Source organism: Polycladidibacter hongkongensis, from assembly GCF_001561995.1.
Taxonomy (GTDB): domain Bacteria; phylum Pseudomonadota; class Alphaproteobacteria; order Rhizobiales; family Stappiaceae; genus Pseudovibrio; species Pseudovibrio hongkongensis.
Map to the genome: position 1 here is coordinate 13,364 of NZ_LLWC01000036.1, position 23,647 is coordinate 37,010.

The window sequence follows — 23,647 nt, forward strand, 5'->3', positions numbered from 1 at the left end:
GAACAATAAGTGATGAAAACCCCATGCCAGTGCGGCTGAAATAAGAGGATCACATGTCAAATACCGCTGCTCACATTCTTGTTGTTGATGACAATCGGGACATACGCGAGCAGTTGGGGCGCTACTTGCAGAAGAACGGTTTGCGGGTGTCGCTGGCAGAAAGCGCCGCTGAGGCACGCAAAGTTCTGGCCGCTGCTGCCATTGATCTGGTGGTGCTTGATGTGATGATGCCCGGAGAAGACGGGCTCTCGTTGTGTCGCCATTTGGTTGAAGCGGGTTCGGCACCGGTTATTCTGCTAACTGCAATGGCGGAGGAAACCGACCGGATTGTAGGACTTGAGATTGGTGCGGATGATTATGTAACCAAACCGTTTAATCCACGCGAGCTGCTGGCGCGAATAAAGGCAGTGCTGCGCCGCACCACCAGCCTGCCTCCCAAGCAAGCCAAGGTCCAAGAAGGCGAAATGTTGCATTTTGATGGCTGGGCGCTGAATGTGGCGCGACGTGAGCTGCGAGATGCGAACGGGGTGAGCGTGGCGTTGTCCTCTGGCGAGTATCAGCTGCTGCTGACGTTCCTACGCCGCCCGGGGATGGTTTTGTCCCGCGATCAATTGCTGGATCTGACAAGCGGACGAGCGCCGGCGGTGTTTGACCGCTCGATTGACAATCAGGTGTCGCGCTTGCGCCGAAAAATCGAGGAAGATCCCAAGACACCTAAACTCATCATCACCGTTTGGGGGGGAGGCTACACGTTTGCCGGTAAAGTAAGCGGGGCGGCCACACAATGATGTTTGCGCTAAAAAGCTGGTGGCGGCGGCCGGCGGGCATGGCGAGCCAGCTGATCGCCTTGTTGTTGGTGGCGATGATCGGCGCACAGGCTCTTTCGCTTATTCTGCTCAATGACGAGCGGCGCGAAGCGCTGTTTTTGCTGGCGCGAGACAATGCCTTTCGCCGCTCCGCGGTGATTGTGCGCTTGCTGGAGACTACACCTCCCTCACAGCACGAACAGATGCTGAAGGCGGTTTCCAGCAATGTGACCAAATACAGCTTGAGCCGTCGTCCTCAAGCCTTCCGAGCGCATGATGATGAATTAAGCGCCTCTCTGTCCGGGTTACTATCGCAACTGCTCGAGCGCCCGGCCGCGGTGGTGGCTAGTGTGCGCATTGACGAGCGTGGATATGGCGCCCGAAGGGAGCGGCGTGAACACTGGAGGGATGAGAAATCCAGTTTTTTTAAGGGCAAGGACCGGGAACATCGCAGCAAAGGGCACAGAAGCGCGCTTGAAGCGCCGGAACATGATCCTGACGAGTACTGCGGCGCGGATGGTTATGGCGATTTCGATTGCGAGACGCCGCTTTGGCGGAGACTTAAGCCGGATGAACCGGGTTTAGATAACAAAGAGGTACAGAGCGGCGATACGACACGGCCACTGCGCAATAAGCAGGGGTTGGAGCGGCCATTTCCAGAGCGGTTTTATAAAAGATTGCCGCTGGCGCGGGAAAGCCTTGATTTGCTGCGGGATCTTGAGCGCTCTGGCGGTGAATTGGCGCTCTCAGTGCAACTGCAAGAGGGCCAATGGCTGAATATCCGCAGTCGCTTCTTGCCGCCAACGCCGCCGCTGCGCACAGTGTTTTTACCTGTTATCGTCATGGCTCTACTGGTCAGCGCGGTTGTTATCCTGTTTGTCATGCGCATTACCCGCCCGCTAAAAACACTGGCACAAGCGGCGGAGAAAATGGGCCGCGGCGAAGCCGTGGCGCCGCTTAAAACCAGCGGACCGCGCGAATTGCAGGCAACCACATTCGCCTTTAATCAGATGCAAGAACGGTTACAGCGGTTTATTCAGGATCAAACACGGATGCTTGCGGCGGTGAGCCATGACTTGCGCACGCCGATTACATCACTGCGAATCCGCGCCGAATTTATCGAGGATGACGAGGACCGCGAGAAAACCATAGCTATTTTGGAGGAAATGCAGGCAATGGTCGAGGCGACCCTGCGCTTTGCCCGAGACGAGGCTGCTCAGGAGACACCAACACAGGTCGATCTGGGCACCCTTTGCGAAGCGCTGGCTGCGGATTATCAGGATATGGGCGCTGCGGTTACCGCTGAAAGCGGCGACGGGCTGGTGTGCCGCTGCCGTCCTGTTGCCCTTAAACGGGCGCTGCGGAACCTTATTGACAACGCACTGCGGTATGGCGGAACGGCCAAAATAAGCGTGTCGGGCAACGAGGACGTGCTCCGGGTTGTAGTGCGCGATGAAGGGCCCGGGATCCCCGAGGACAAGCTCAAAGTTGTGTTTGAGCCTTTTGTTCGCCTTGAGGCCTCACGCAATGTTGAAACCGGCGGGATCGGGCTTGGCCTTTCCATTTGCCGCAATATCGTGCAGGCACACGGGGGAACCATCCAGCTGCGCAACAGCGAGGGGGGCGGACTGGAGGTCATTATCGAATTGCCGATCTAGCGCAAGATTTGCCGGTGTTTTTTCATCTCGCTGCATTTTCCGTAGGCGATTAATGGGATAGAAAGCACATTGTTGGCCCACAGTTCACGCATGGTAGCTGCGGGCCGTCTTCCGTTTTGCGAGGTTTTCTTGCACCAAAAACGGAGAAAAACATGAGTGCCACCCCCTCCCCGCTGCCCGCTGTGCAGCCTGAGCGTGATACAGAGCCGCACCCGACCCCGATCCTGACCAATGAACAACGCTATGGGCTTGATTGCGCCACTAGCACCGAGGGCAAAGCAACCTCAATCGCATTGGCAGGCTTTGTGGCTGTGGGACGCTACTATTCCATGCATACCAACATGCCACAAAAAAACCTGACACGCGAAGAGGCTATTCACCTCACGCAAGCTGGGCTGTCTGTATTTGTGGTCTATCAGGATGCCCACAACAAGGCGCAGGATTTTGACTATGGTCGCGGACAGGAAGCGGCGACGAATGCGCTGGATATTGCGCATAATCGCATTCAGCAGCCGCAGGGCTCTGCCATTTACTTTGCCGTGGATTATGACGCCTCGCAGAGTGACTATGACACGCATATCAAGCCGTTCTTTGAAGGGGTCAACCAAACATTTACGCAAGGCGGCTCGCCTTATCGTGTCGGTGTTTATGGCAGTGGTCTCATATGCGAAAATACGAAACGCGACGGCTTGGCGCAGCTGTTCTGGCTTAGCCAGTCGTTAGGGTTTCGCGATTCACGCAGTTTTCTAGACAGCAACCAATGGACGCTGTCGCAGCATCTGCCGCAAAATCTTGATGGGTTGGACTATGACCCTGATCTCATCAATCCCGATCTGCGGGACTTTGGCCAGTTCCGCATCTATCAAAAATCGGGGGACCGGCTCAGCAGTTATCTGAACCGGCTGATCGAGTGGGTGTGATATCGCGACAGCTCCGTTTTACGCAGGCAAGGTCTGCTCCGCCTTTTTGGCGGCGCGGGCTGCGTGCAACAGCGGCTCTGTGTAGCCATTTGGCTGGGAGGTACCAAGGAACACCAGATCACACGCGGCCTTGAAGGCAATGGATCTTTCAAAATCCGTGGCCATTGGCGTGTACTGTGCATCACCGGCGTTTTGCCCATCCACCACCTTGGCCATGCGCTGCATGGTTTCCAAAACCTGCGCCTTGGTGCAGATGCCATGCAGCAGCCAATTGGCAATGGCTTGCGAGGAAATACGCAGTGTGGCGCGGTCTTCCATTAAGCCCACATTATTGATATCCGGCACTTTGGAGCAGCCGATGCCCTGATCCACCCAGCGCACCACATAGCCAAGTATGCCTTGGGCGTTGTTATCCAGTTCACGCTGGATTTGTTCGGCGCTCCATGCGGGGCTTTGGGCCACTGGCGGGGTGAGCAAATCTGCCCGGCTTGCCGGTGTGCGGGTCGCCAGCTCTGCTTGAATGGCACCAACATTTTCACGCATGTAGTGCATGGCATGCAAGGTGGCCGCCGTTGGCGATGGCACCCACGCGGTGCTGGCGCCTGCGTGCAAATGGGCGATTTTTTCACGCATCATTGCAGCCATCAGATCAGGCATAGCCCACATGCCCTTGCCTATTTGTGCCTGCCCGTTCATAGCGCATGCAAGACCAACATCCACATTGTTGTTTTCATAGGCAGAAATCCATGTGGTGGTTTTCATCTCTCCTTTTGGCAACATGGCCCCGGCTTGCATGGAGGTGTGGATTTCATCCCCCGTGCGATCAAGAAAGCCGGTGTTGATGAAACAAAGGCGGTCTTTGGCGGCCGCAATACAGGCCTTTAAATTGAGCGAGGTGCGGCGCTCTTCGTCCATGACGCCAATTTTTACGGTACCAGCGGCAAGACCTAGCGCTTTTTCAACGCGGTCAAACAGATTGTTGGCAAATGCAACCTCTTCCGGCCCGTGCATTTTTGGCTTTACGATGTAGACAGAGCCAGCGCGGGCATTGGACATGGGGCGCTTGCTGCCATCGGAGGGCTTGTCGTGCATGGCGATCATGCTGGTGACAAAAGCATCCAGAATGCCTTCGAAAAACTCATTGCCCTCACTATCCAGAACTGCGGGCGTTGTCATCAGATGGCCCACGTTGCGTACCAACATCAGCGAACGGCCAGACAAGGTGAGCTTATCGCCCTGCGCATCTTGGTAGTGGCGATCCGGCGCGAGAGAGCGCTCCACCACCGCACCATATTTGGTAAAGCTGTGTTTGAGCGTGCCCTTCATCAGCCCCAGCCAATTGCGATAAGCAAGCGTTTTGTCCGCACCATCGACAGTGGCAACGGAATCCTCGCAGTCCATGATGGTGGTCAGGGCGGATTCCAGCTGGATATCGGCGATATGGGCGGCATCACCTGCGCCAATGGGGTGAGATTTGTCGATCACGATCTCAATATGAAGACCATTTTTGGCAAGCAACACAGCGCTAGGGGCATCGCCATTGCCTTGGTGGCCAACAAATTGTAGCGGTGTGCGCAAGCCCGCCATGCTGTCATCCTGCATGACCAGCGCCAATGAAGCGCCAAACACGCAAATCTCGGCAACATTGGCCCAAGAGCCTTCATCAAGCGGCACCACTTCATCCAGCAGCTGGCGACCATAGGCAATAACTTGCGCGCCGCGCTGCGCATCATAGCCCCCCCCTTGTGGCGGGGCACCGAGCACATCTGTCCCATACAGCGCATCATAAAGCGAGCCCCAGCGGGCATTGGCGGCGTTTAGCGCATAGCGCGCATTGGTGACAGGCACCACGAGCTGCGGGCCAGCAAGGCTGGCGATTTCTGGATCAACATTAGCTGGCGAGATGGTTACCTCGCCGGGCTCGGGCAGCAAATAACCAATTTCTTCCAGAAAAGAACGATAGGCTTCAGCCTCGCCAAGGCCGTTGCTTTGGTGCCAAGCGTCAATTTTTGCTTGCAACTCGTCGCGCTGCGCCAACAAGCGGCGGTTTTCCGGCGCAAGGTCCGCATGGGTTTGGGCCAGCGCCTGCCAAAAGTCGGCTGCGGCAATGCCGGTTCCCGGCAGGGCTTCGTTCTCGATAAAGGCATGCAACTGCGGATCGACTTGCAAATTAGCAACAGAAACGGGTGAAACCATTGGTGTCCTCAAGGTTTTAGCGGCGCTCTAAGCCGCGCTCGCGCTCATGGCGGGCGTTACTTCGTTTTTCAACCCTTCGCAAGGAATGGAGCGCTGGTCAATCTCCGGTGAAGCATTTTAGTTTTTCCACTCATGCAAAGATCAGTGGTGAGTGATGATGGGGGCAATGTCGACCTTGTGCTTATCACTATGTTGAATTGCTAGAATAAATGGCGATGGCTGGTTGCCTTGGCGCGCTGGGTGTCGCTATGGTGCGTCACCATTCCTGTCCTGTTGTTGAAAGCCTACCCATGACATTGCGCCAGAAGCTCTATGCCCGTCCAACTCTATTGTTGGTGTTGACCACGCTGTTTTGGGCGGGGAATGCAGTGGCGAGCAAATTTGCGGTGGGCAATGTCTCGCCAATGATGATTGTTTTTATCCGCTGGAGTTTGGTTGCAGCGCTAATGCTCTTTCTTAACTTCAATCAGGTTCGGCAGCACTGGGGCAGCATTCGCCCACAGCTAAAGGTCATCGCCTTAATGGCGGCGCTTGGGTTTACTTTGTTTAATGCCCTGCTCTACGAGGCTGCGCATATGACCAGCGTGGTGAATATCGGCATTTTGCAGGGGTCCATTCCTATGATGGTGATGATCGGGGCGCTTATCCTGTTTGGCACCCCGGTTACCCTGCTGCAATTTGGCGGAATATTGCTCACCATGACCGGTGTTCTGGCGGTAGCCAGCAACGGCGAACTTGCCAATATCGCCAATCTGCAGATTAATGGCGGCGATGGGCTGATGCTGTTGGCCTGTCTCTTCTACACGTTCTACACTCTGGCGCTGCGCAATCGCCCCAAGGTACCCGGCCTTGTATTTTTCACTGTGACCTCTACCGTTGCGGCGCTGGTGTCCTTGCCGCTGGTGTTTGTCGAATATGCGGCTGGTGAACTTGTCATGCCCAACGCGACCGGGCTGATTACCTGCCTTTACATCGCGCTGTTCCCCTCTTTCCTGAGCCAAGTGTTCTTTATGCGCGGGGTGGAGCTTATCGGGCCTGCGCGGGCTGGGGTGTTTGTTAATCTGATCCCGGTTTTCTCTTCTATTTTGGCGGTACTGCTGCTGTCAGAGAGCTTCGAGCTCTTTCACGGGCTTGCCTTGGCCTTGGTGCTGGGCGGGATCTGGATCAGCGAACGGGCGGCACGGCGCACTGCGGCAACTGGCAAGGCAACCTAACTGCAAGCGGTTTGGCAGAGGTAGTTATTTACATGGAAGCTGCTGTTTGTTAGGAAGGTGAGCTTCATGCTCAGCTTTTGCGAGCAAGTTCCTACTGTTTTTAGCCAGCCTTGCAGCCAGAAAGGTCAGCCGAAAAACCTTCGTGATTTGAGAATACTACGGCTGAGATGACCGCATCTACCCTTCTTGACCCCCATGAACGCCAGGACGAGGCGCAAGATGACATCGGTTTGATGCCGCAGGCACCTGCGCGCCAACTGCTTGTGGTTTTTGACGATCTGCGGGCAGAGGCGGCGCCGGAGTATCACACCTATCTGGAGGGAAAGCGGCTTAGCTTTGGGGCACCACAGGCTATTTCGGCAGAGCTGTTTTCTTTTGCGGCGTTTGAGGAACGCTTTGTGGAGTGGTCCGATCCTCTTATCACCTATTTCAAGGAGGAACGCGGTGCGCCTAGCGTAAAAGTGGCCGCATCGCTTGCTTTAAAGATGATCGGGCAGGAAATAATCGCGCGCCCTGTGGCCAGCTACTTGGCCAGTGGACGGGCTCCGCGGGTTGAGGAGCTGCGCTTCTACCCAAAGACCGAGTTGCCCTACATTGGCATGTGTTATGCACCAACGCTGCTGGAGGAGGAGCTTTATGTTGAAGTTGCGCCCGGGCCATCAGAGCAGATGCAGCTTAGCCTAACAATTGATCGCTTGCTAAGCGTTTTACATATTGTCCTTGGGCGACGCAAAGTGCCCCCTTCTGTATTTTATTCCAATACGGCGATGGCCTATCTCTCACCTTTGTTCAGCCTGCGACAGCATGGCGTGCATCCGCAAAAAGTCGCACAGGCAATGACCCTGCTGCTGGCAACAGCAGGGAAACGGCTGAGCGGCGGCATTGTCTGGCGCGGGCGCGAGCTTGAGGGGCAGGAAGAAATCGCCCCTAGACGGAAAGCCTGCTGCTTGAAATATGTGCTACCAACCAAGCCGCACCTTTGCACTACATGCTCACGCCGAGATGACACGCCGTTTTTTGATCCTGTCCTTCTCGAGAACGTGCACGGCCATAAATAGGCCGATGGTTTCTTCAAGATCTATTTAAGTGCAACCACATCACATGATGGCAGAATAATATTCTAAATATCTTTTTTTAGGCAAGAATATTAGATCTTCAATGACTATCTAGTCAAAATTAAATTGTTTTACAGTTTTTCTACTAGAATTGTTCGTTGAGTTTGCCTAGAATTCGCCACAATTCGCTATGCCGAACGATGGAACACAACATGCCTAAGATTGTTGACCGCAAAGCAATGCGGCAAAAGCTATTGCACGCGGCGACTGCAACATTTCAGCGCAATGGCTACAATTCTTCGACAATGAATGACATTGCCGAAACAGCTGGTGTCGCCAAAGGCACGCTCTATCTCTATTTTAAGAACAAGCAAGCGATTGTTGATGCCGTGTTTGACATGTTCTTTTTGGGCTGGGTGTTTCGCGTAGATCGTCCCGAGACGGCGCAAAGCCTCGAGGCCTTTAGCAAGCAGCTATATGAGGCCATGGTGCTGAGTGATGATGAGGCAACGTTTGTGCCAATCTTCTACGAGGTTTTTGGCCCCAAATTGCGCGAAGCAGAGTTTCGCCAGCGCTTACTAGGATACTTTACCCAACTGGAAGATCATTACTTTCGGACAATTATCCATTTGCAAGGTTTGGGGGAGGTAAAAAAAGATCTTAACCCGCGCGATAGCGCCCGCGCCCTTGTGGGGTTTGTTGACGGCGTCGTCACCCATAGAGGGATGTTCATGTTTTCCAATGCAAGGCACCGCAAAACCGTCGCCAGCGGCTTGGCCTTGCTGCTAAATGGACTGCGCGCTTGAGAAATTGCGCCTGTTCGAACGTTAGCTGTTGGCAGTCTGCTTGCTCAGATCTGGCAGGGTGACAATGCGGTTGCCGCGCAGGTCTGATGCGCAAACGATAAAGCCACGCTCTTCCATATGGGTGAGCAACCAGCGGGCGCGGCCGGGGGAGCGGGTGCCATAAGCTTTGGCGATTTCCATATCATCGGGACAAACTTCGCCCGCATAAGCCGCTTTAGCCAACAACAAGTACACGCCGCGCATCTCTTCTGGCAGGTGACTTGCAACAACTTTCGCCTGCTCCCATTCATCGCCGCCCACCTCCTGTTTGGCAACACCGGCACGGGCCACTGAGAGTTTGCGGCGAAACTCGGTAAGATCAGGCGAGGCGACACGGGCAATACGGCAACGCACCTGAAAATCCTGATAAAGCTGCGAAACCGGCTGGAACGCGGCCTCGGGATCCTCCAGAATCTCGGCGATGATATGATCCAGTTGCTGGTTTTTCTCTTCCAGATTGAAAAGGTCTTCCGGCTCGGCCTGAATTTCCTCTGCCTGCTTCTCGATACGTGAGGCGGCTGTGCGCGTAAGTTGCTCCATCACCTCTTTGGCGCTCGGGGCAGCAACACGATTGTTGGTCAGAACCGGATCATTTTCTGAAGGGGTGAAAATGAGTTCGGCGGCGGCCTCTGTTGGTTGCTCTGGCAGCGGCATCAGCTTTGGTGAACCGCCGCGACCTGCTGTCACCACTTCGCCGATTTTTACCCGCTCAGGGCGGCGGCTCATGGCCGGACCAAGGGCGATAAACTGGCCACGCTGCAGATTGCGAAACTGCTCTGCCTGCCGCCGCTCCATGCCCAAAAGATCAGAGGCGCGCTGCATGTCGATATCAAGGAAGGTGCGGCCCATGAGAAAGTTGGTGGCCTCCGCAGCCACGTTTTTAGCAAGCTTGGCAAGGCGCTGGGTAGCGATAATGCCGGCAAGGCCGCGCTTACGGCCACGGCACATGAGGTTGGTCATTGCCATAAGCGAAAGGCGGCGGGCCTCTTCGCCATAATCGCCAGAGGCGGCGGGGGCAAACATTTGCGCTTCATCCACCACCACGATCATCGGGTACCAGTAGTCGCGCTCACAATCGAACATACCGTTTAAAAAGGCGGCAGCGGCTTTTAGCTGCCGGTCCGGCTCCAGATGCTCCAGATTAAGAATGACAGAGATACGGTGTTGACGGACACGCGCTGCGATCATAGTCAATTCGCGCTCGTTCATGGTGGCATCAATGACCACATGGCCATAGTGATCGGCAAGGGTGACAAAGTCCCCCTCCGGATCAACCACAACCTGCTGCACCCATGGCGCGCTCTGCTCCAGCAAGCGGCGCAGCAAATGCGATTTGCCCGAGCCGGAGTTGCCTTGCACCAACAGGCGGGTTGCCAACAATTCTTCCAGATCAATGGTTGCCTGTGTCCCGTTGACTTTGGTTCCCATCTCAATGTTGACTGTCATGCAGGGCCCCACCTTGAGCGACTGTTTTGAAACTGGATCGGGTACAAGATGCTGCCCGCTGTGCCTCTTCCCAGCGGGACGAGGCCTGACAAATTGCTATAGGTCAGCGGCGGTGCTGCCGCAAGGCCTCTCCTGTTTTCACACAGCCAAAAGCAGGGGACCTGTGTTTACCCTGCCCCGCTAATAGGAGAAGGCCGCGCACAGGGTTGTATTTTTAAGTGCAAACACAACATAAAGTACATGGCCCTGTTTCTTGGGTCTTTTTCTTGGGCTTGTTTCTTGAATTTGTTGCCGAGGCGTTTTGCCTTATCGGCCTTTCGCCTGAAATCTGGGGGAATTTCACATGAGTGATCTTGATCGGATTGCACTGTACTTTTTAGAGCCATATCGGCGCTGCTTTGATTTTTCCGGGCGTTCGAACCGGCTTGAGTACTTTATCTATATGTTTGTCTTGGCGCTTGTGTCCTTTTTTACCGACATTTCAATTGACATCAATTTGCCGCTTAGCCCGCAGGACAGCGTGGTCTCGTCTACGTTCTGGATTGTCCTCGCCCTTTCTTCAGCATTTGGTATCTGGCTGCTAATCGTCGGGGCAGCGCTCAGCGTGCGTCGCCTGCACGATACGGGGAACACGGGTTGGTGGGTTTTGCTCTCGGTCGTTCCTTTGGCAAATATCGGCCTAATCCTGTTTTTACTGTTTAAAGCTGGGGATACCCAGCAAAACACCTACGGCGCTGCCGTCGCCGATTTTTCAAGGGCGGCAAAGGCGAATTGATGCCCCAGCCATTGGCAATGGTCATTCTTTCTTCATGAAGTCCCCGCAAAGTCGCAGTTGCACATCGGGACTGGGTCTTGCACACTCTGGCAAGACGGATTGCAAGCAAAAGTGACTACAGGATAAAGAAATGCGCCAACAAACCCGCCCGGAGATTATCGCAGATGGCATTGTCCATGTGATGGGCATTGCCTTTGGCGCCGCTGCGACCACGGCGCTGATGATCCTGTTGTGGGCACAACAGGACGCAGCGCGGCTGACCAGCGTTGTGGTCTACGCCGCTTGCCTCAACACCATGTTGATTTGCTCTGCCCTTTACAATTTACTGGCCAAGGAAAACAAGGTCGGGATACTGCGTCGCCTCGATCATTCTGCGATTTTCCTCATGATCGCAGGCACTTACACTCCACTGTGCCTGATGGTGCTAAAGGGGTGGATTGGCATCACTTTGCTGGGTGTGGTTTGGACAACTGCGATCGCGGGCGCGGCGATTAAAATGTTGCATCTCTCCAAGCTGGAGCGCTTTACGGTGCCGATCTATTTGGCGCTGGGGTGGTCAGGTTTTCTGGCAATTGTCCCTCTCTATTCGCAGAGCTCCGCGTTGGGCTTTGGCTTCTTGGTGGCAGGCGGACTGCTTTATTCGGTAGGAACGCTGTTTTACATCGCCAAGACATTACCCTATCAGAACGCGATTTGGCACGGCTTTGTGCTGGGGGCAGCGGCCTGTCATTTCACGACCATTGTTGTGGATGTGGCCATTCCCGGAATGAGTTAGGACAGCTAAGCATTCTATTAAAGCTTAGTGCGCGCATCTTCGGTGCATTGTCGCGGCGCGCCCTTGTCACCTTACCTAGAAATAGCCTAGCCTGATCTGTCCCTGCTGTTTTTTGGAGAGAACTCATGCCAGCTGATCTAGGCGCCGCGCGCTCACCCTATCAGAAACCACTTGTTTTTGATGGGCATAATGATGTGTTATTGCGGCTCCTACTAGATCGCGCAGCAGGAAAGCCCGCCGATTTTTTTGATAACGGAGGCAGCGGTCATATCGACCTTAAGCGCGCCCGCGCTGGCGGCCTTATTGGCGGGTTGTTTGCCTGTTTTGCGCCGCCGCGCCATACCATGGCTTCTTTTACCGGCGCAGATTTAACGGAGGTGGCACGGGATGATTTCGCCCCCTTGCCGCAGCCCGAGGCTCTCAGCTTCACAATGCAAATGATAGCAGAAGCGCTGCATATCGAAGCGCGCAGCGAAGGGGCCTTGCGCATTTGCCGAAACAGCGCGGAGCTCGAGGACGCGATCACGCAGGAACAGTTTGCCATAGTGCTGCATATGGAAGGCGCAGAGGCGATAGATGCCGATCTTGCTGCGCTAGAGGTGCTTTATGCTGCGGGCCTGCGCTCTTTGGGGCCGGTGTGGAGCCGGGCGACGATTTTTGGCCACGGGGTGCCGATGCGCTTTGGCGTGTCACCTGACATAGGCGCAGGGCTAAGCGATGCCGGGCGACGTTTGGTGCAGCGCTGCGATCAGCTTGGGGTGTTACTGGACGTCTCGCACCTTAACGAAAAAGGTTTTTGGGATCTGGCAAGTATCAGCGAGCGGCCGTTTGTCGCCAGTCACTCCAATGTGCACGCTCTGACGCCGCATGCACGCAACCTGACTGATAAGCAGCTGCATGCCATGGCAGAACGTGGCTGCCTTGTGGGGCTCAACTACTCTACACGTTTTTTAAGCAAGGACGGAGAGCCTGAGCCGGGCCTGAGCCTAGAGCGGATGATCCAGCACATTGACTATCTCTTGGAGATCCTGGGCGAGGACGGCGTTGCGCTAGGTTCTGATTTTGACGGCTGCCAAGTTCCCGATGCAATTGGCGATGCTGCGGGCCTGCCACATCTGATAGCTGCCATGCATCGCGCCGGTTATGGCGAGGCATTAATCGAAAAAATCGCTCATAAGAACTGGCTTGGCTTGTTCAAGCGAAGTGGGTTTTAACGCGGCAAAAGCGCCACTCTTCGCTGAAATGCGAACGACGCTCGCGCCCCCGCGCACTTACAAGGTTCACGCGCCCACCATTACAGCGATGCTTGTGTCGTCGGCACGATTTCCTTCATAGAAGGAAATCTCGTCGACAGGACAAAGAAAAACCCGCTTTGTAAAAGCGGGTTTTGCCGTTTAAAGGCCGTGGGCGGCGGGGTTTGTCGCCGCCCACGGCCTTAAAGCTTAAGACTAGTATTAAGCAAATTCTTCCAGTTTCAATGCCGCAGCTGCCACCAATGTTTTGGTATAATCTTGCTGCGGATTATCAAAGATTTCACTGGCGCTGCCTTGCTCGACCACCTGCCCTTTTTGCATCACCATCACCGTGTCAGACATGGCCCGAACAACGGCCAAATCATGCGAGATGAACAAATAGGTAAGGCCGTGCTCTTTTTGCAAGTTACGCAAGAGCTCGACCACCTGTTTTTGCACCGTGCGGTCCAATGCCGAGGTTGGTTCGTCAAGCACAACCAGCTTCGGCTTTAGCACCATAGTGCGCGCAATGGCGATACGTTGGCGCTGCCCCCCTGAAAATTCGTGGGGGTAGCGGTTACGCATAGCCGCATCCATAGACACTTCTTCCAAGGCCTCACAGGCGCGCTTGTCGCGTTCTGCCGCGCTCAAGTGCGGCTCATGCACCAACAACCCCTCGGTGATGATCTGCCCCACTGTCATGCGCGGGCTGAGTGAGCCGAACGGATCTTGGAAGATCAGCTGCATTTCCTTGCGCAAAGGGCGCATGGCTTTGCGGCTGGCGCCGGTTATGTCCTTACCGCAGTAAACAACGCGGCCGGAGCTTGGCAACAATTGCAAGAGCGCGCGCCCGAGTGTTGATTTCCCCGAACCGGATTCACCAACAATACCAAGGGTCTGCCCTTCGCGTACTGTGAGCGAAATGTCATCGACAGCCCGCAGCACATGATTGGGCTTCAAGAAACCGGCTTCGGTTTCAAATTCAACGCGCACATCATCGGCTTCCACCACCAGCGGGGCGCTGTCTTCCACCTGATCCTTACGGCCGGTTGGTTCTGCATCCAGCAGCATTTTGGTGTAGGCATGTTTAGGTGCACCAAAGATCTCTTTGGTTGCCCCCTCTTCCACCACTTCGCCCTGTTTCATCACATAAACGCGATCAGATATGCGCTCCACAATCGTCAGATCATGGGTGATGAAAACAACCGCCATGCCAAGGCGCTCTTGCAGCTCGGCCATCAGCTCCAGAATCTGTGCCTGTGTGGTCACATCCAAAGCGGTGGTTGGCTCATCGGCAATAAGAATGTCAGGATCGTTGGCCAGCGCCATGGCGATCATAACACGCTGGCGCTGTCCGCCGGACATCTCGTAGGGATAGGCTTTTACCTTGCGAGCAGGCTCGGGAATCCCGACAAGCTCCAGCAGTTCCACCGCCCGCTTTTTGGCAGTGGCCCATGTGTAGTTGCCGTGCTGAACCATCGGTTCACACAATTGACGCTCAATGGTGTAGAGCGGATCCAGCGAGGTCATCGGCTCTTGGAAGATCATGGTGATTTTTGCACCACGGATCTTGTTTAGTCTGCCCGATGGCAGGCCGAGGATTTCCTCGCCCTTGTAGGTTACAGAGCCTTGTGTACGCCCATTGGACGCCAGCAGCCCCATGGCCGCCATCATGCTCTGGCTTTTACCGGAGCCGGATTCACCAACGATGGCCACCGTTTCCCCGGCATCCACGTGGATGTTCACGCCTTTGACCGCGTTCACTTCGCCTGTGTTGGTTTCAAAATCCACCTTGAGGTTGGAAATTTGCAGAACCGTGTTGTCATTTGGTTTTGTCACATCGGCCCCCTTAGCGATCTTTTGGATCCAGCGCATCGCGCAGACCATCCCCGATAAAGTTCAGGGCAAACAAGGTGGAGGTCAGAAAAATACTCGGGAAGATCAGCAGCCAAGAGGCGCCTTCCAGATTGCGCGCCCCTTCAGAGATCAGCACACCCCAACTTGTCATAGGCTCTTGCACACCAAGGCCCAAGAAAGACAGGAAGCTTTCCAGCAGGATGACCTTGGGAACCAGCAGGGTCATATAGACCACAACCGGGCCAAGCGTATTTGGAATGATATGACGCTTGATAATACCGGCATTCTTGATGCCCATAGCCTCAGCCGCTTGCACATACTCCTGACGCTTGATGGACAAGGTTTGACCGCGCACAATACGGGCCATATCCAGCCATTCTACCGCGCCCACCGCAATGAACATCAGCACGAAGTTGCGGCCAAAGAACACCACGAGCATGATCACGAAGAAAATGAACGGCAAGGAATAGAGGATATCAACCGCGCGCATCATGATAAGATCAACACGCCCACCCACATAACCTGAAGTTGCGCCATACATAACACCAATGGAAATCGCAACAATGGTGGCCAGCAGGCCAATGGTAAGCGATACTCGCCCGGCGATGAGCGTACGGGTCAACATATCCCGGCCATTGGCATCTGTGCCGAAGAAGAAATGCATATACTGCACGTCCATCTTCAAAGTGGCGGATTTGCCATCAGCGCTGACGTTTTCCAGTGCCGCTTGCTCAAACAAGTCAGAACGGTCAAACCGACGCATGTTGCGCGGGTCCAGTTTACGCTTGGAGGAAACCTGCGCCGTAACAACACCATCCTCGCTAAGGCTATAGCTGTCGATAGACATGCGTGCCCGCTTGGCGATTTTGTTCAGAGCCGGCTCGATCTGATCCGCTTTGGGATAGGCACTCAGGCTGGCAGGCACCTTGGTGTAGTCACGATAGACAGTGTCGTACTCATGCGGTGAAAGCATCGGCCCAAAGACCGATAGCAGCGCAATCAACGTTAGCACGATAATGGAGGCGACCGCGGCGCGGTTGGCCTTCAGGCGATCTTTGGCATCGTCCCACAGGGAACGGCCTTTTACCGCCTCTTGAGCGGTGTTTATTGTGGTGTCACTCATTTGGCACCTCAATCAAAGCGCACACGTGGATCAAGCAGGGCATAGAGCAGATCCACAATGATATTGAAAATAATAACGAAGCAGGCGACGACGACCACAGTCCCCATAACCAAGGTATAGTCGCGGTTAAGAGCGCCTTGTACGAAATAGCGGCCAATGCCGGGAATACCGAAAATGGTTTCGATAACCACAGAACCGGTCAGCAGAGCCGCAGCAGCCGGGCCCAGATAGGAGACCACAGGCAGGATCGCGCCGCGCAATGCGTGTACCACCACAATGGTATAGGCAGAGAGCCCATAGGCTCTGGCCGTGCGCACATGGTTGGAGCGCAAGGCCTCAATCATGGAACCACGGGTTAGACGGGCCACAACAGCAACCTGCGGCAGGGCAAGTGTGATCACGGGCAGGATCATGTTTTGCAACTTGCCGCCTTCCCAACCGCCGACAGGTAACCAGCCAAGCGAGACACCGAACAGCAAGGTCAAACACGGCGCGACCACAAAATTTGGAATGGTGACACCAAAAGTGGCAGCGGCCATGATGGAGTAATCCAGACCATGGTTCTGACGCAGAGCTGCGGAAACACCCAAAATACCGCCAACGATCAGTGCCAGTGTAAGCGCCGACAGGCCAAGCTGGATGGAAATTGGCAAAGACTGGGCAAACAATTCGTTAATGGAGAAATCCCGGAAGAAGAAGCTGGGCCCGAACTCCCCTTGCACCAAGTTTTGCAGGTAGAGCAGGTATTGCTCGGGAATTGATTTATCAAGGTTATAGATCTTGTTCAGATTCTCCATGACCTTTGCTTCCAATGGGCGTTCAAGATCGAACGGGCCACCCGGGGCAACCCGGATGAGGAAGAAAGAAATGGTCACAATCAAGAACAAGGTCGGGATCGCGCTGAGCAGTCTGCCCAAAACATAACGCATCATGGCCCTGTTTCTCCAGTCTTTGTTGTCGTTGTGGGAGCAACAGGTAACGGACATGTCAGCTCTACCCCTATCGAACCGACATGCCCCTGATCCCCCCGGGTTTTGTTAGTTGCCTACCGAGATAAAGCGGCTTGGATGAACGTCCAAGACGTTGTCTTCAAAGCCGGAAACCCGATCTGCAACGAGGTTTTTTGAGCTGTAGTACAGCAAAGAAATATTCGGAACTTCAGTGAGGAAGATTTCTTCGGCCTGCTCCAGCAGCTTGGAGCGCTCTTTCAAATCAACCGTGACAGCTGCTTTTTTCATCAGCTCATCATAGGTTTTGTTGTTAAAGCGCGCATAGTTAAAGCCCAAATTGTCACTCTCGTTCAGAAACAAGAAGTTTTGCGGGTCGGAGTAGTCGCCTACCCAGCCTGCGCGGGCTACATCAAAATTGCCACCATCACGCAGATGCGCGTAGTGGGTCTTGGCATCGGTGTTTAGCAGCGTTGCGTTGACGCCGATGGAACGCCACATATCTGCAATTGCGACAGCGGTGTTTTTGTGGTTCTCGGAGGTGTTGTAGCGAATTTCAACGTCTAGCGGATTGTCTTCGCTATAGCCTTTAGCCGCCAAAATTTCACGGGCCTCATCCTCGCGATCAAGGATATCCATATCTGCCCAGCTGGTTTTTGGCGGGTTGTAATAGTTGTTAATACCCGGCGGAACGTAAGAGACTGCCGGTAGCATAGTCCCACCCCAGATCTCTTCCGAGAGGTAGTCGCGATCAATCACCATGGACAGGGCGCGGCGGACATCGCGATCGGCCAGCTTCTCGTTCTTGGTGTTGATGGCGTAGTAGTAAGTACCAAGGTAAGGCGCGACGTGGAACTGATCCTTGAACGTTTCACGCAAGTAATCCACCTGTTCCAGCGGCACATCGTTGTTTGTGTCCAGCTCACCGGCTTCAAAGCGGCGCATGGCGGCGCCACGGTCTTCTGTGGGGTAGTACTTAACCTTGTCGATCTTCACGTTCTGCGCATCGTGGAAGAACGGGTTCTTCACAGCGGTGATCGCATCGTTAGGCACGAAGCTTTGCAACGTGAATGCGCCATTGGTGACGATGTTTTCGGGGCGGACGAACTCGGAGCCGAATTGCTTGACAGTTTTTGGGCTTACCGGCAGCGCGCTCTGGTGCGCCAGCAGCTCGATAAAGTAGGGTGTTGGCGCATGCAGGGTGATCTGCAAGTTTTTGTCGTCTAGCGCTTTGACGCCCAACTCTTCCACGGCAAGTTTACCGCCATTGACGGCTTCTGCATTGTTGATTGGATAGAGAACATTGGCGTATTTTGCACCGGTGGCGGGGTCCATGATGCGGCGCAAGGAAAAGACAAAATCACCTGCCACAACCGGATCGCCATTTGACCACTTGGCATCTTCGCGCATTTTGAAGGTGTAGACCAAGCCGTCTGCCGAGACATCCCAAGAAATCGCGGCGCCGGGAATGATTTTACCTGCAGCGGAATAAGCCACCAAGCCTTCGTAGAGGTCGCGCAGGATGTGCGCTTCGTAGGTGGTTGAGGTTTTGTGCTGATCCAAAGTTTCCGGGTCAGCGGAGTTGCCGCGATTATACACAGTTTCGCCCGCGGCACTGAGAGAAGATGCGGCGAGCAACAGCGCTGCGATCGTCGTGGTGCCAAATTTGATTGCCATTTTTGACATAGCCTTTTTTAGTGTGCCCCCCGACCAATCGAGAAGCTGCGGACGAAAGATTTCATTTACCTATGGTGAACGCAAGCAAAGACTGCCACTTTTCGTTAGGTGCGAATACCTAATCAAATCTACGTTTCTACCAACCTGATTGTTGAGCGATTTTTTCCTTATTATCAAGGAAAACGCAATAACATTCTTTAGTATAGGGGACAAACTGCGCAGATATAGCGCATTTTGCACACGAAAGACCGCGCGGTTGCAATGCGTGAAGCACCCTGATGCACAAGGTTTCGCAGGATAAATAAAACCGGCCGTACAATCCGTACGGCCGGCTGGTGCTCAAACCCTGTCAGCAATTACTCGCTGATGGTGATAAAGCGGCTTGGGTGTACATTGAGGAGGTTGTCCTCAAAACCACCGACCTTGTCGGAAACAAGGTTCATGGAGCCGTAGTACATGAGCGGCAGGAATGGCAGATCACGCATGAAGAGCTCTTCGGCTTTCTTCAAGATGCCAGCACGCTTTTCCAGATCAACAGTTGCAGCTGCTTCGTCCATGAGTGCATCGTACTCAGGGTTTTCGTAGCGTGCGTAGTTGAAGCCAGTGTTGTCGCTTTCAACCATGAACAAGAAGTTCTGAGGGTCGGAGTAATCGCCGATCCAGCCTGCGCGGGCCACATCAAAATCACCACGGTCACGTAGGTGCGCGTAGTGGGTTTTGGTGTCTGTGTTAAGCAGGGAAACTTCAACGCCCAGAGGCTTCCACATATCAGCGATTGCAACCGCTGTGTTCTTGTGGTTCTCGGAGGTGTTGTAGCGCAGCTCAACTTTCAGCGGGTTGGACTCGGAGTAGCCCTTGGCAGCGAGGATTTCACGGGCTTTGTCTTCGCGCGCCAGAACGTCTTCATCTTTCCAGTCCGCATAGGCTGGTTCGCCGTAGTTGCCGATACCTGGTGGAATGAAGGAGTATGCTGCCACCATGGTGGAGCCCCAGATTTCATCGGCAAGGAACTCACGGTCGATCGCCATGGACAGGGCCTGACGTACTTCAGGGTCCTTCATTGCTTCGGACTCATGGTTGAGTGCGTAGTAATAGGTACCGAGGTAAGGAGCGACGTGGAACTGGGTGCCCAGAGTTTCGCGGATGTATTCGATCTGCTCAACTGGTGCATCGTTGTTGGTGTGCAGTTCGCCCGCCTGGAAACGACGCAGTGCAGCACCGCGATCTTCGGTTGGGTAGAACTTTACTTTGTCGATTTTCACGTTCGCTGCATCATGGAAATGCGGGTTTTTCGAAGCCGTGATGGAATCGTTTGGCACAAATTCGCTCAGCACGAACGCACCGTTTGTTACGATGTTTTCTGGCTTTACAAAGTCTGTACCAAATTTTTCAACGGTTGCAGGGTGAACTGGCAGACCTGTTTGGTGCGTCAGCTGCTCGATGAAGTATGGAGTTGGCGACCCAAGTGTGATTTCCAGAGTGTGGTCATCGACAGCTTTTACGCCCAGCTCTTCGCCTTCCGCTTTGCCGGTGTTAACTGCTTCAGCGTTTTTGATCGGATACAGGATGTTTGCGTACTTCGCGCCTGTTTCCGGCTTCATGATGCGGCGCAGCGAATAAACGAAGTCGCTAGCAACAACAGGATCACCATTGGACCACTTGGCGTTGTCACGCAGTTTGAAGGTGTAAACAAGACCGTCGGCGGAGGTTGTCCAGCTTTCGGCTACGCCCGGGATCACCTTACCATTTGCACCATATGCGACAAGACCTTCGTAGAGGTCGCGTAGAATGTGAGCTTCATAGGTGGTGGAAGTTTTGTGCTGGTCCAGAGTTTCTGGATCTGCGGAGTTACCTCGGTGGTAAACTACTTCAGCCGCTGCGGTCAAAGACGTTGCAGCAACAAGCGCAGCAGCAAGCGCGGTCATGCGAATGGATTTAATCATAAATCCCCCTCTCCTCAATAAGGTTAGCCTGCCTCTTCTACAATGGCGGCAGTGGTAGAAAAGATTCCATTGTTAATTGAAAAATGCAAGGTATCCGATCATTTTTTTCGCTCGTATTTCTACGCAGGCACGAACTAATTAACATTTTTGACCATTACAACGCACATTTCTTTCCTTCCTCAAGAATATACAGGCATAAAATTCCGAAATTTCGACTGGATAATTCAACCCTAGGTAAGTTTTCGAAGCCCTACCCTTTTGATATTTCACATACAATAGAATTGGTTTGACAAGGGATATACATGGTTTTTTTGCCAATAATATTTGTGAGAGGTCACAAATTTTCTGCTAGTTACGTTTTCTTCTTCCAAGACTGCTTAGGGTACTAAATAGACGAAATCCTGCAAAACAAATTAGTCACATAGCAATTGCACATTTGTTCAAATCAACGTTGTTAACAGCTCACGCTGATTGGCAATTAGGATTCGCAGAGCGAGTTTGTTTCTTTTTGCCGGTATGATAGGGAGTTGGCGGAAATCTCGCCCGCATTGCAAGGAAACTGACGCCCATGGCCCCGCCCCTATTGCATCTGAAAGAAATTGGAATTCGCTTTGGCTCCGAGCCGCTGCTTAAGGGGGCGGAATTGCAAGTTGGCGAGGGCGAGCGCATCTGCCTTGTTGGGCGCAACGGCTCTGGCAAGTCTACGCTTTTAAAAATCGCAGCGGGGATGATCGAGCCGGATAGCGGCGAGCACTTTTTGCAGCCGGGGCGCACCTTACGTTACTTGCCGCAGGAGCCTGACCTTTCGGGCTACAAAACCGTTTTGGAATATGCCGAAGCCGGACTGGCGCCCGGAGATGACCATTACCGCGCCCAGTACCTGCTGAATGTGCTGGGCCTAGAAGGCAATGAAGACCCTGCCAAGCTTTCGGGCGGAGAAGCCAAGCGGGCGGCGATTGCCCGCGCCCTTGCGCCTGAGCCGGATATCTTGCTGCTGGACGAGCCAACCAACCATCTTGACTTACCGGTTATTGAATGGCTGGAAGCGGAATTGAAACAAATGAAATCGGCGATCGTGTTGATTTCGCACGACAGACGCTTTTTGGAGAATCTTTCGCGGGTCACGGTTTGGATTGATCGCGGTGTTTCACGGCGTAACGAGCAGGGTTTTGCCGAGTTCGAGGCATGGCGCGACAAAGTGTTTGAGGAAGAAGAGAAAGAACAGGCGCGGCTTTCGGAAAAGATCCGGCAAGAAGAACACTGGATGATTTACGGGGTTACCGCGCGGCGCAAGCGCAATATGCGCCGCGTTCGGGAACTGGCTGATCTTCGCCAGCAGAAAAAGGAGCATCGCGGGCCGCAAGGCACTGTCAAAATGACGGTGAGCGAGGCGGAAACATCAGGCAAGCTGGTGAGCGAGGCCAAGGGCATCGGCAAGAGCTACGGCGGACGCCCTATCGTGAAGGGCTTTTCAACGCGTATCGCCCGGGGTGATCGGGTTGGTTTTGTTGGTCCAAATGGCGCAGGGAAAACAACACTTCTTAAAATGCTCACAGGCGAACTGACGCCGGATGATGGCACCATGCGCCTTGGTGCCAGCCTTGAAATGGTTACACTGGATCAGAAACGAGAAAAACTAGACCCTAACGACACGCTGGCCTCGGTTTTAACCGGCGGACGGGGGGACATGGTGATCCTTGGAGATCAGTCCAAGCATGTAATGAGTTACATGAAGGACTTTTTGTTTACGCCCGAACAGGGCCGTACGCCGGTGAAGGTGCTCTCTGGCGGGGAACGTGGCCGTTTGCTACTGGCCCGTGCGTTGGCAACCCCCTCCAACCTACTGGTGCTTGACGAACCGACCAATGATCTGGATCTGGAAACGCTCGATTTATTGCAGGAGCTCATCGCCGATTACAGCGGCACAGTGCTGCTGGTAAGCCACGATCGTGATTTTCTTGACCGGATTTGTACCTCGGTGATTACCATGGAGGGAGATGGCCTGTGGCGCGAATATGCCGGAGGTTACTCTGATATGGTGGCGCAGCGCGGCGCCGGTGTGGATGCCAAGCGCGAGGCAAAGGCCCTCAAGGCTAAGGCACGACAAGAAAACGCAGAGGCAGCAGAACCAGCAAAGCCAGCGAAGAAAAGTGGCCTCAGCTTTACTCAGCAGCACCGGCTCAAAGCATTGCCAGATGAAATTGCGGCGCTGGAACAAAAGATCGCCAAGGCGCAAAAGCTATTGGAAGACCCGAGCTTATTCAGCGCAAACCCCGACAGGTTTCACAAGACCACCCAGCAGGTAGGCAAGCTGCATGAGCTACTTGACGCACTAGAAGAAGAATGGCTGGAGCTGGAGGGGCTGGCCGAAGGGGCGTAGACTATGCGTTCGCCCATTTTGCAGGATTATCCCTCCTATATTGCGTAGTCGCACTGGAACCACGAAACTGGACCTCCTGTTTTGTGGTTCCTGCGGCAAACAGGTCGCCGAATTTTGGCTCGTTCCTCATTGTTTGTTGTAGCTGCAAAGGTCAAACATGTCGTTTGCACCGGTGGCTCTACAGCGAGGAAGTCTTATGCGCTTATCAGCAAAAATTGTCTTAGGTTCCGGCGCAATTCTCATTGCCGGTATTATCGCCCTTAGTTTGACAGAGGCCAGCATTGCCGAACAACTGGTGGACACCAGCGGCATCGACACAATTAAAGTTAGTGGCGACAGCACTGCGCTTAGCATTCGCAGCAGCCAAGGCAGCCACACCCTGAAAGTTGAAAAGCAAGACAAGCGCTGGTGCAATCTTGACGTGATTGTTCGCCGCGAGGGGCAACAACTCAACCTTGATGTACAGCGCCGTGGTTTTGCGAGCTCTTTGTTCTGTGATCCAACGGTTTGGCTGGATATGCCGGAAGAACATAACCTAACTGTTCAGCTGGATGCGCTTGCCGCCGATATCGCAGGGTCCTTCAACAAGGTGGAATTTTCTGGAAACAAAACAGTGCTGAACTTTAACGGCGCAGCCAAGGCCTTTCGCCTCGCAGGGGACGCAGGTGTGTTCAATGTGCGCTTTAGCGAACCGATCGCGCGGGATGCGGTGCGCATAGATGTCCCTCTGTCGGTCGCGCGGGTTGTCTACGCTGACTAGGGGGCTCAAAGGTGCTCGCCACATCCAAACTTGTGTGG

Annotated in this window: 18 protein-coding genes; 11 read left to right on the forward strand and 7 right to left on the reverse strand. The window is 54.1% G+C overall.

The window, feature by feature from the left end; genetic code table 11:
- Positions 1–53 precede the first annotated feature (53 nt).
- The 3 genes from AYK82_RS15260 (at position 54) to AYK82_RS15270 (ending at position 3,384) form a co-directional block, all read left to right on the forward strand.
- The gene (locus AYK82_RS15260; RefSeq protein WP_068317952.1) at positions 54–788 is read left to right on the forward strand and encodes a response regulator; all 735 of its coding nucleotides are present in this window, start codon (positions 54–56) and stop codon (positions 786–788) included.
- Positions 785–2,464, forward strand: coding sequence for an ATP-binding protein (locus tag AYK82_RS15265; protein WP_068317954.1), 1,680 nt, complete (start codon positions 785–787; stop codon positions 2,462–2,464). Before AYK82_RS15260 ends, AYK82_RS15265 begins: the two co-directional genes overlap by 4 nt.
- Positions 2,465–2,616: 152 nt before the next feature.
- Positions 2,617–3,384, forward strand: a complete 768-nt coding sequence (locus AYK82_RS15270) for a DUF1906 domain-containing protein (RefSeq protein WP_068317958.1) — start codon at positions 2,617–2,619, stop codon at positions 3,382–3,384.
- 18 nt (positions 3,385–3,402) lie between these two features.
- Here AYK82_RS15270 and AYK82_RS15275 read toward each other — a convergent pair whose 3' ends face one another.
- Complete coding sequence (locus AYK82_RS15275; RefSeq protein ID WP_068317963.1) at positions 3,403–5,580, reverse strand: malate synthase G; 2,178 nt, start codon at positions 5,578–5,580, stop codon at positions 3,403–3,405.
- A 209-nt stretch (positions 5,581–5,789) separates the two neighbouring features.
- Here AYK82_RS15275 and AYK82_RS15280 point away from each other — a divergent pair, with 209 nt between their 5' ends.
- From AYK82_RS15280 to AYK82_RS15290, 3 genes are all read left to right on the forward strand, one after another.
- The gene (locus AYK82_RS15280; RefSeq protein WP_244265780.1) at positions 5,790–6,794 is read left to right on the forward strand and encodes a DMT family transporter; all 1,005 of its coding nucleotides are present in this window, start codon (positions 5,790–5,792) and stop codon (positions 6,792–6,794) included.
- 167 nt (positions 6,795–6,961) lie between these two features.
- Positions 6,962–7,852 carry a hypothetical protein gene (locus tag AYK82_RS15285; RefSeq protein ID WP_068317969.1) on the forward strand — a complete coding sequence of 297 codons (891 nt, stop codon included), beginning with the start codon at positions 6,962–6,964 and terminating at the stop codon, positions 7,850–7,852.
- A gap of 209 nt (positions 7,853–8,061) precedes the next feature.
- Complete coding sequence (locus tag AYK82_RS15290; protein ID WP_068317973.1) at positions 8,062–8,655, forward strand: TetR/AcrR family transcriptional regulator; 594 nt, start codon at positions 8,062–8,064, stop codon at positions 8,653–8,655.
- A gap of 21 nt (positions 8,656–8,676) precedes the next feature.
- Here the strand turns inward: AYK82_RS15290 and AYK82_RS15295 are convergent, their stop codons facing one another.
- Positions 8,677–10,140 carry a helicase HerA domain-containing protein gene (locus AYK82_RS15295; RefSeq protein ID WP_068317975.1) on the reverse strand — a complete coding sequence of 488 codons (1,464 nt, stop codon included), beginning with the start codon at positions 10,138–10,140 and terminating at the stop codon, positions 8,677–8,679.
- A gap of 343 nt (positions 10,141–10,483) precedes the next feature.
- On the opposite strand from AYK82_RS15295, the gene AYK82_RS15300 reads away from it, so the two are divergent.
- From AYK82_RS15300 to AYK82_RS15310, 3 genes are all read left to right on the forward strand, one after another.
- Positions 10,484–10,915, forward strand: a complete 432-nt coding sequence (locus AYK82_RS15300; RefSeq protein WP_068317978.1) for a DUF805 domain-containing protein — start codon at positions 10,484–10,486, stop codon at positions 10,913–10,915.
- Between the two features lie 130 nt (positions 10,916–11,045).
- Complete coding sequence (trhA, locus tag AYK82_RS15305; protein WP_068317981.1) at positions 11,046–11,690, forward strand: PAQR family membrane homeostasis protein TrhA; 645 nt, start codon at positions 11,046–11,048, stop codon at positions 11,688–11,690.
- Positions 11,691–11,815: 125 nt separating this feature from the next.
- Positions 11,816–12,904 carry a dipeptidase gene (locus tag AYK82_RS15310; RefSeq protein WP_068317986.1) on the forward strand — a complete coding sequence of 363 codons (1,089 nt, stop codon included), beginning with the start codon at positions 11,816–11,818 and terminating at the stop codon, positions 12,902–12,904.
- A gap of 240 nt (positions 12,905–13,144) precedes the next feature.
- Here AYK82_RS15310 and AYK82_RS15315 read toward each other — a convergent pair whose 3' ends face one another.
- The 5 genes from AYK82_RS15315 to AYK82_RS15335 all read right to left on the reverse strand — a co-directional run bounded on the left by AYK82_RS15315 (position 13,145) and on the right by AYK82_RS15335 (position 20,469).
- On the reverse strand, positions 13,145–14,797 hold the full coding sequence (locus AYK82_RS15315; RefSeq protein ID WP_068317989.1) for an ABC transporter ATP-binding protein: 1,653 nt from the start codon (positions 14,795–14,797) through the stop codon (positions 13,145–13,147).
- On the reverse strand, positions 14,772–15,902 hold the full coding sequence (locus AYK82_RS15320) for an ABC transporter permease subunit (RefSeq protein ID WP_068317992.1): 1,131 nt from the start codon (positions 15,900–15,902) through the stop codon (positions 14,772–14,774). Before AYK82_RS15320 ends, AYK82_RS15315 begins: the two co-directional genes overlap by 26 nt.
- Before the next feature lie 8 nt (positions 15,903–15,910).
- Positions 15,911–16,834, reverse strand: a complete 924-nt coding sequence (oppB, locus tag AYK82_RS15325; protein WP_068317994.1) for an oligopeptide ABC transporter permease OppB — start codon at positions 16,832–16,834, stop codon at positions 15,911–15,913.
- 105 nt (positions 16,835–16,939) lie between these two features.
- On the reverse strand, positions 16,940–18,526 hold the full coding sequence (locus AYK82_RS15330; RefSeq protein WP_068318783.1) for a peptide ABC transporter substrate-binding protein: 1,587 nt from the start codon (positions 18,524–18,526) through the stop codon (positions 16,940–16,942).
- Positions 18,527–18,882: 356 nt separating this feature from the next.
- Positions 18,883–20,469, reverse strand: a complete 1,587-nt coding sequence (locus AYK82_RS15335; protein WP_068317997.1) for a peptide ABC transporter substrate-binding protein — start codon at positions 20,467–20,469, stop codon at positions 18,883–18,885.
- 568 nt (positions 20,470–21,037) lie between these two features.
- On the opposite strand from AYK82_RS15335, the gene AYK82_RS15340 reads away from it, so the two are divergent.
- On the forward strand, positions 21,038–22,849 hold the full coding sequence (locus AYK82_RS15340) for an ABC-F family ATP-binding cassette domain-containing protein (RefSeq protein WP_068318000.1): 1,812 nt from the start codon (positions 21,038–21,040) through the stop codon (positions 22,847–22,849).
- Positions 22,850–23,045: 196 nt separating this feature from the next.
- Complete coding sequence (locus AYK82_RS15345; protein ID WP_068318002.1) at positions 23,046–23,609, forward strand: hypothetical protein; 564 nt, start codon at positions 23,046–23,048, stop codon at positions 23,607–23,609.
- The last annotated feature ends 38 nt before the right edge of the window (positions 23,610–23,647 follow it).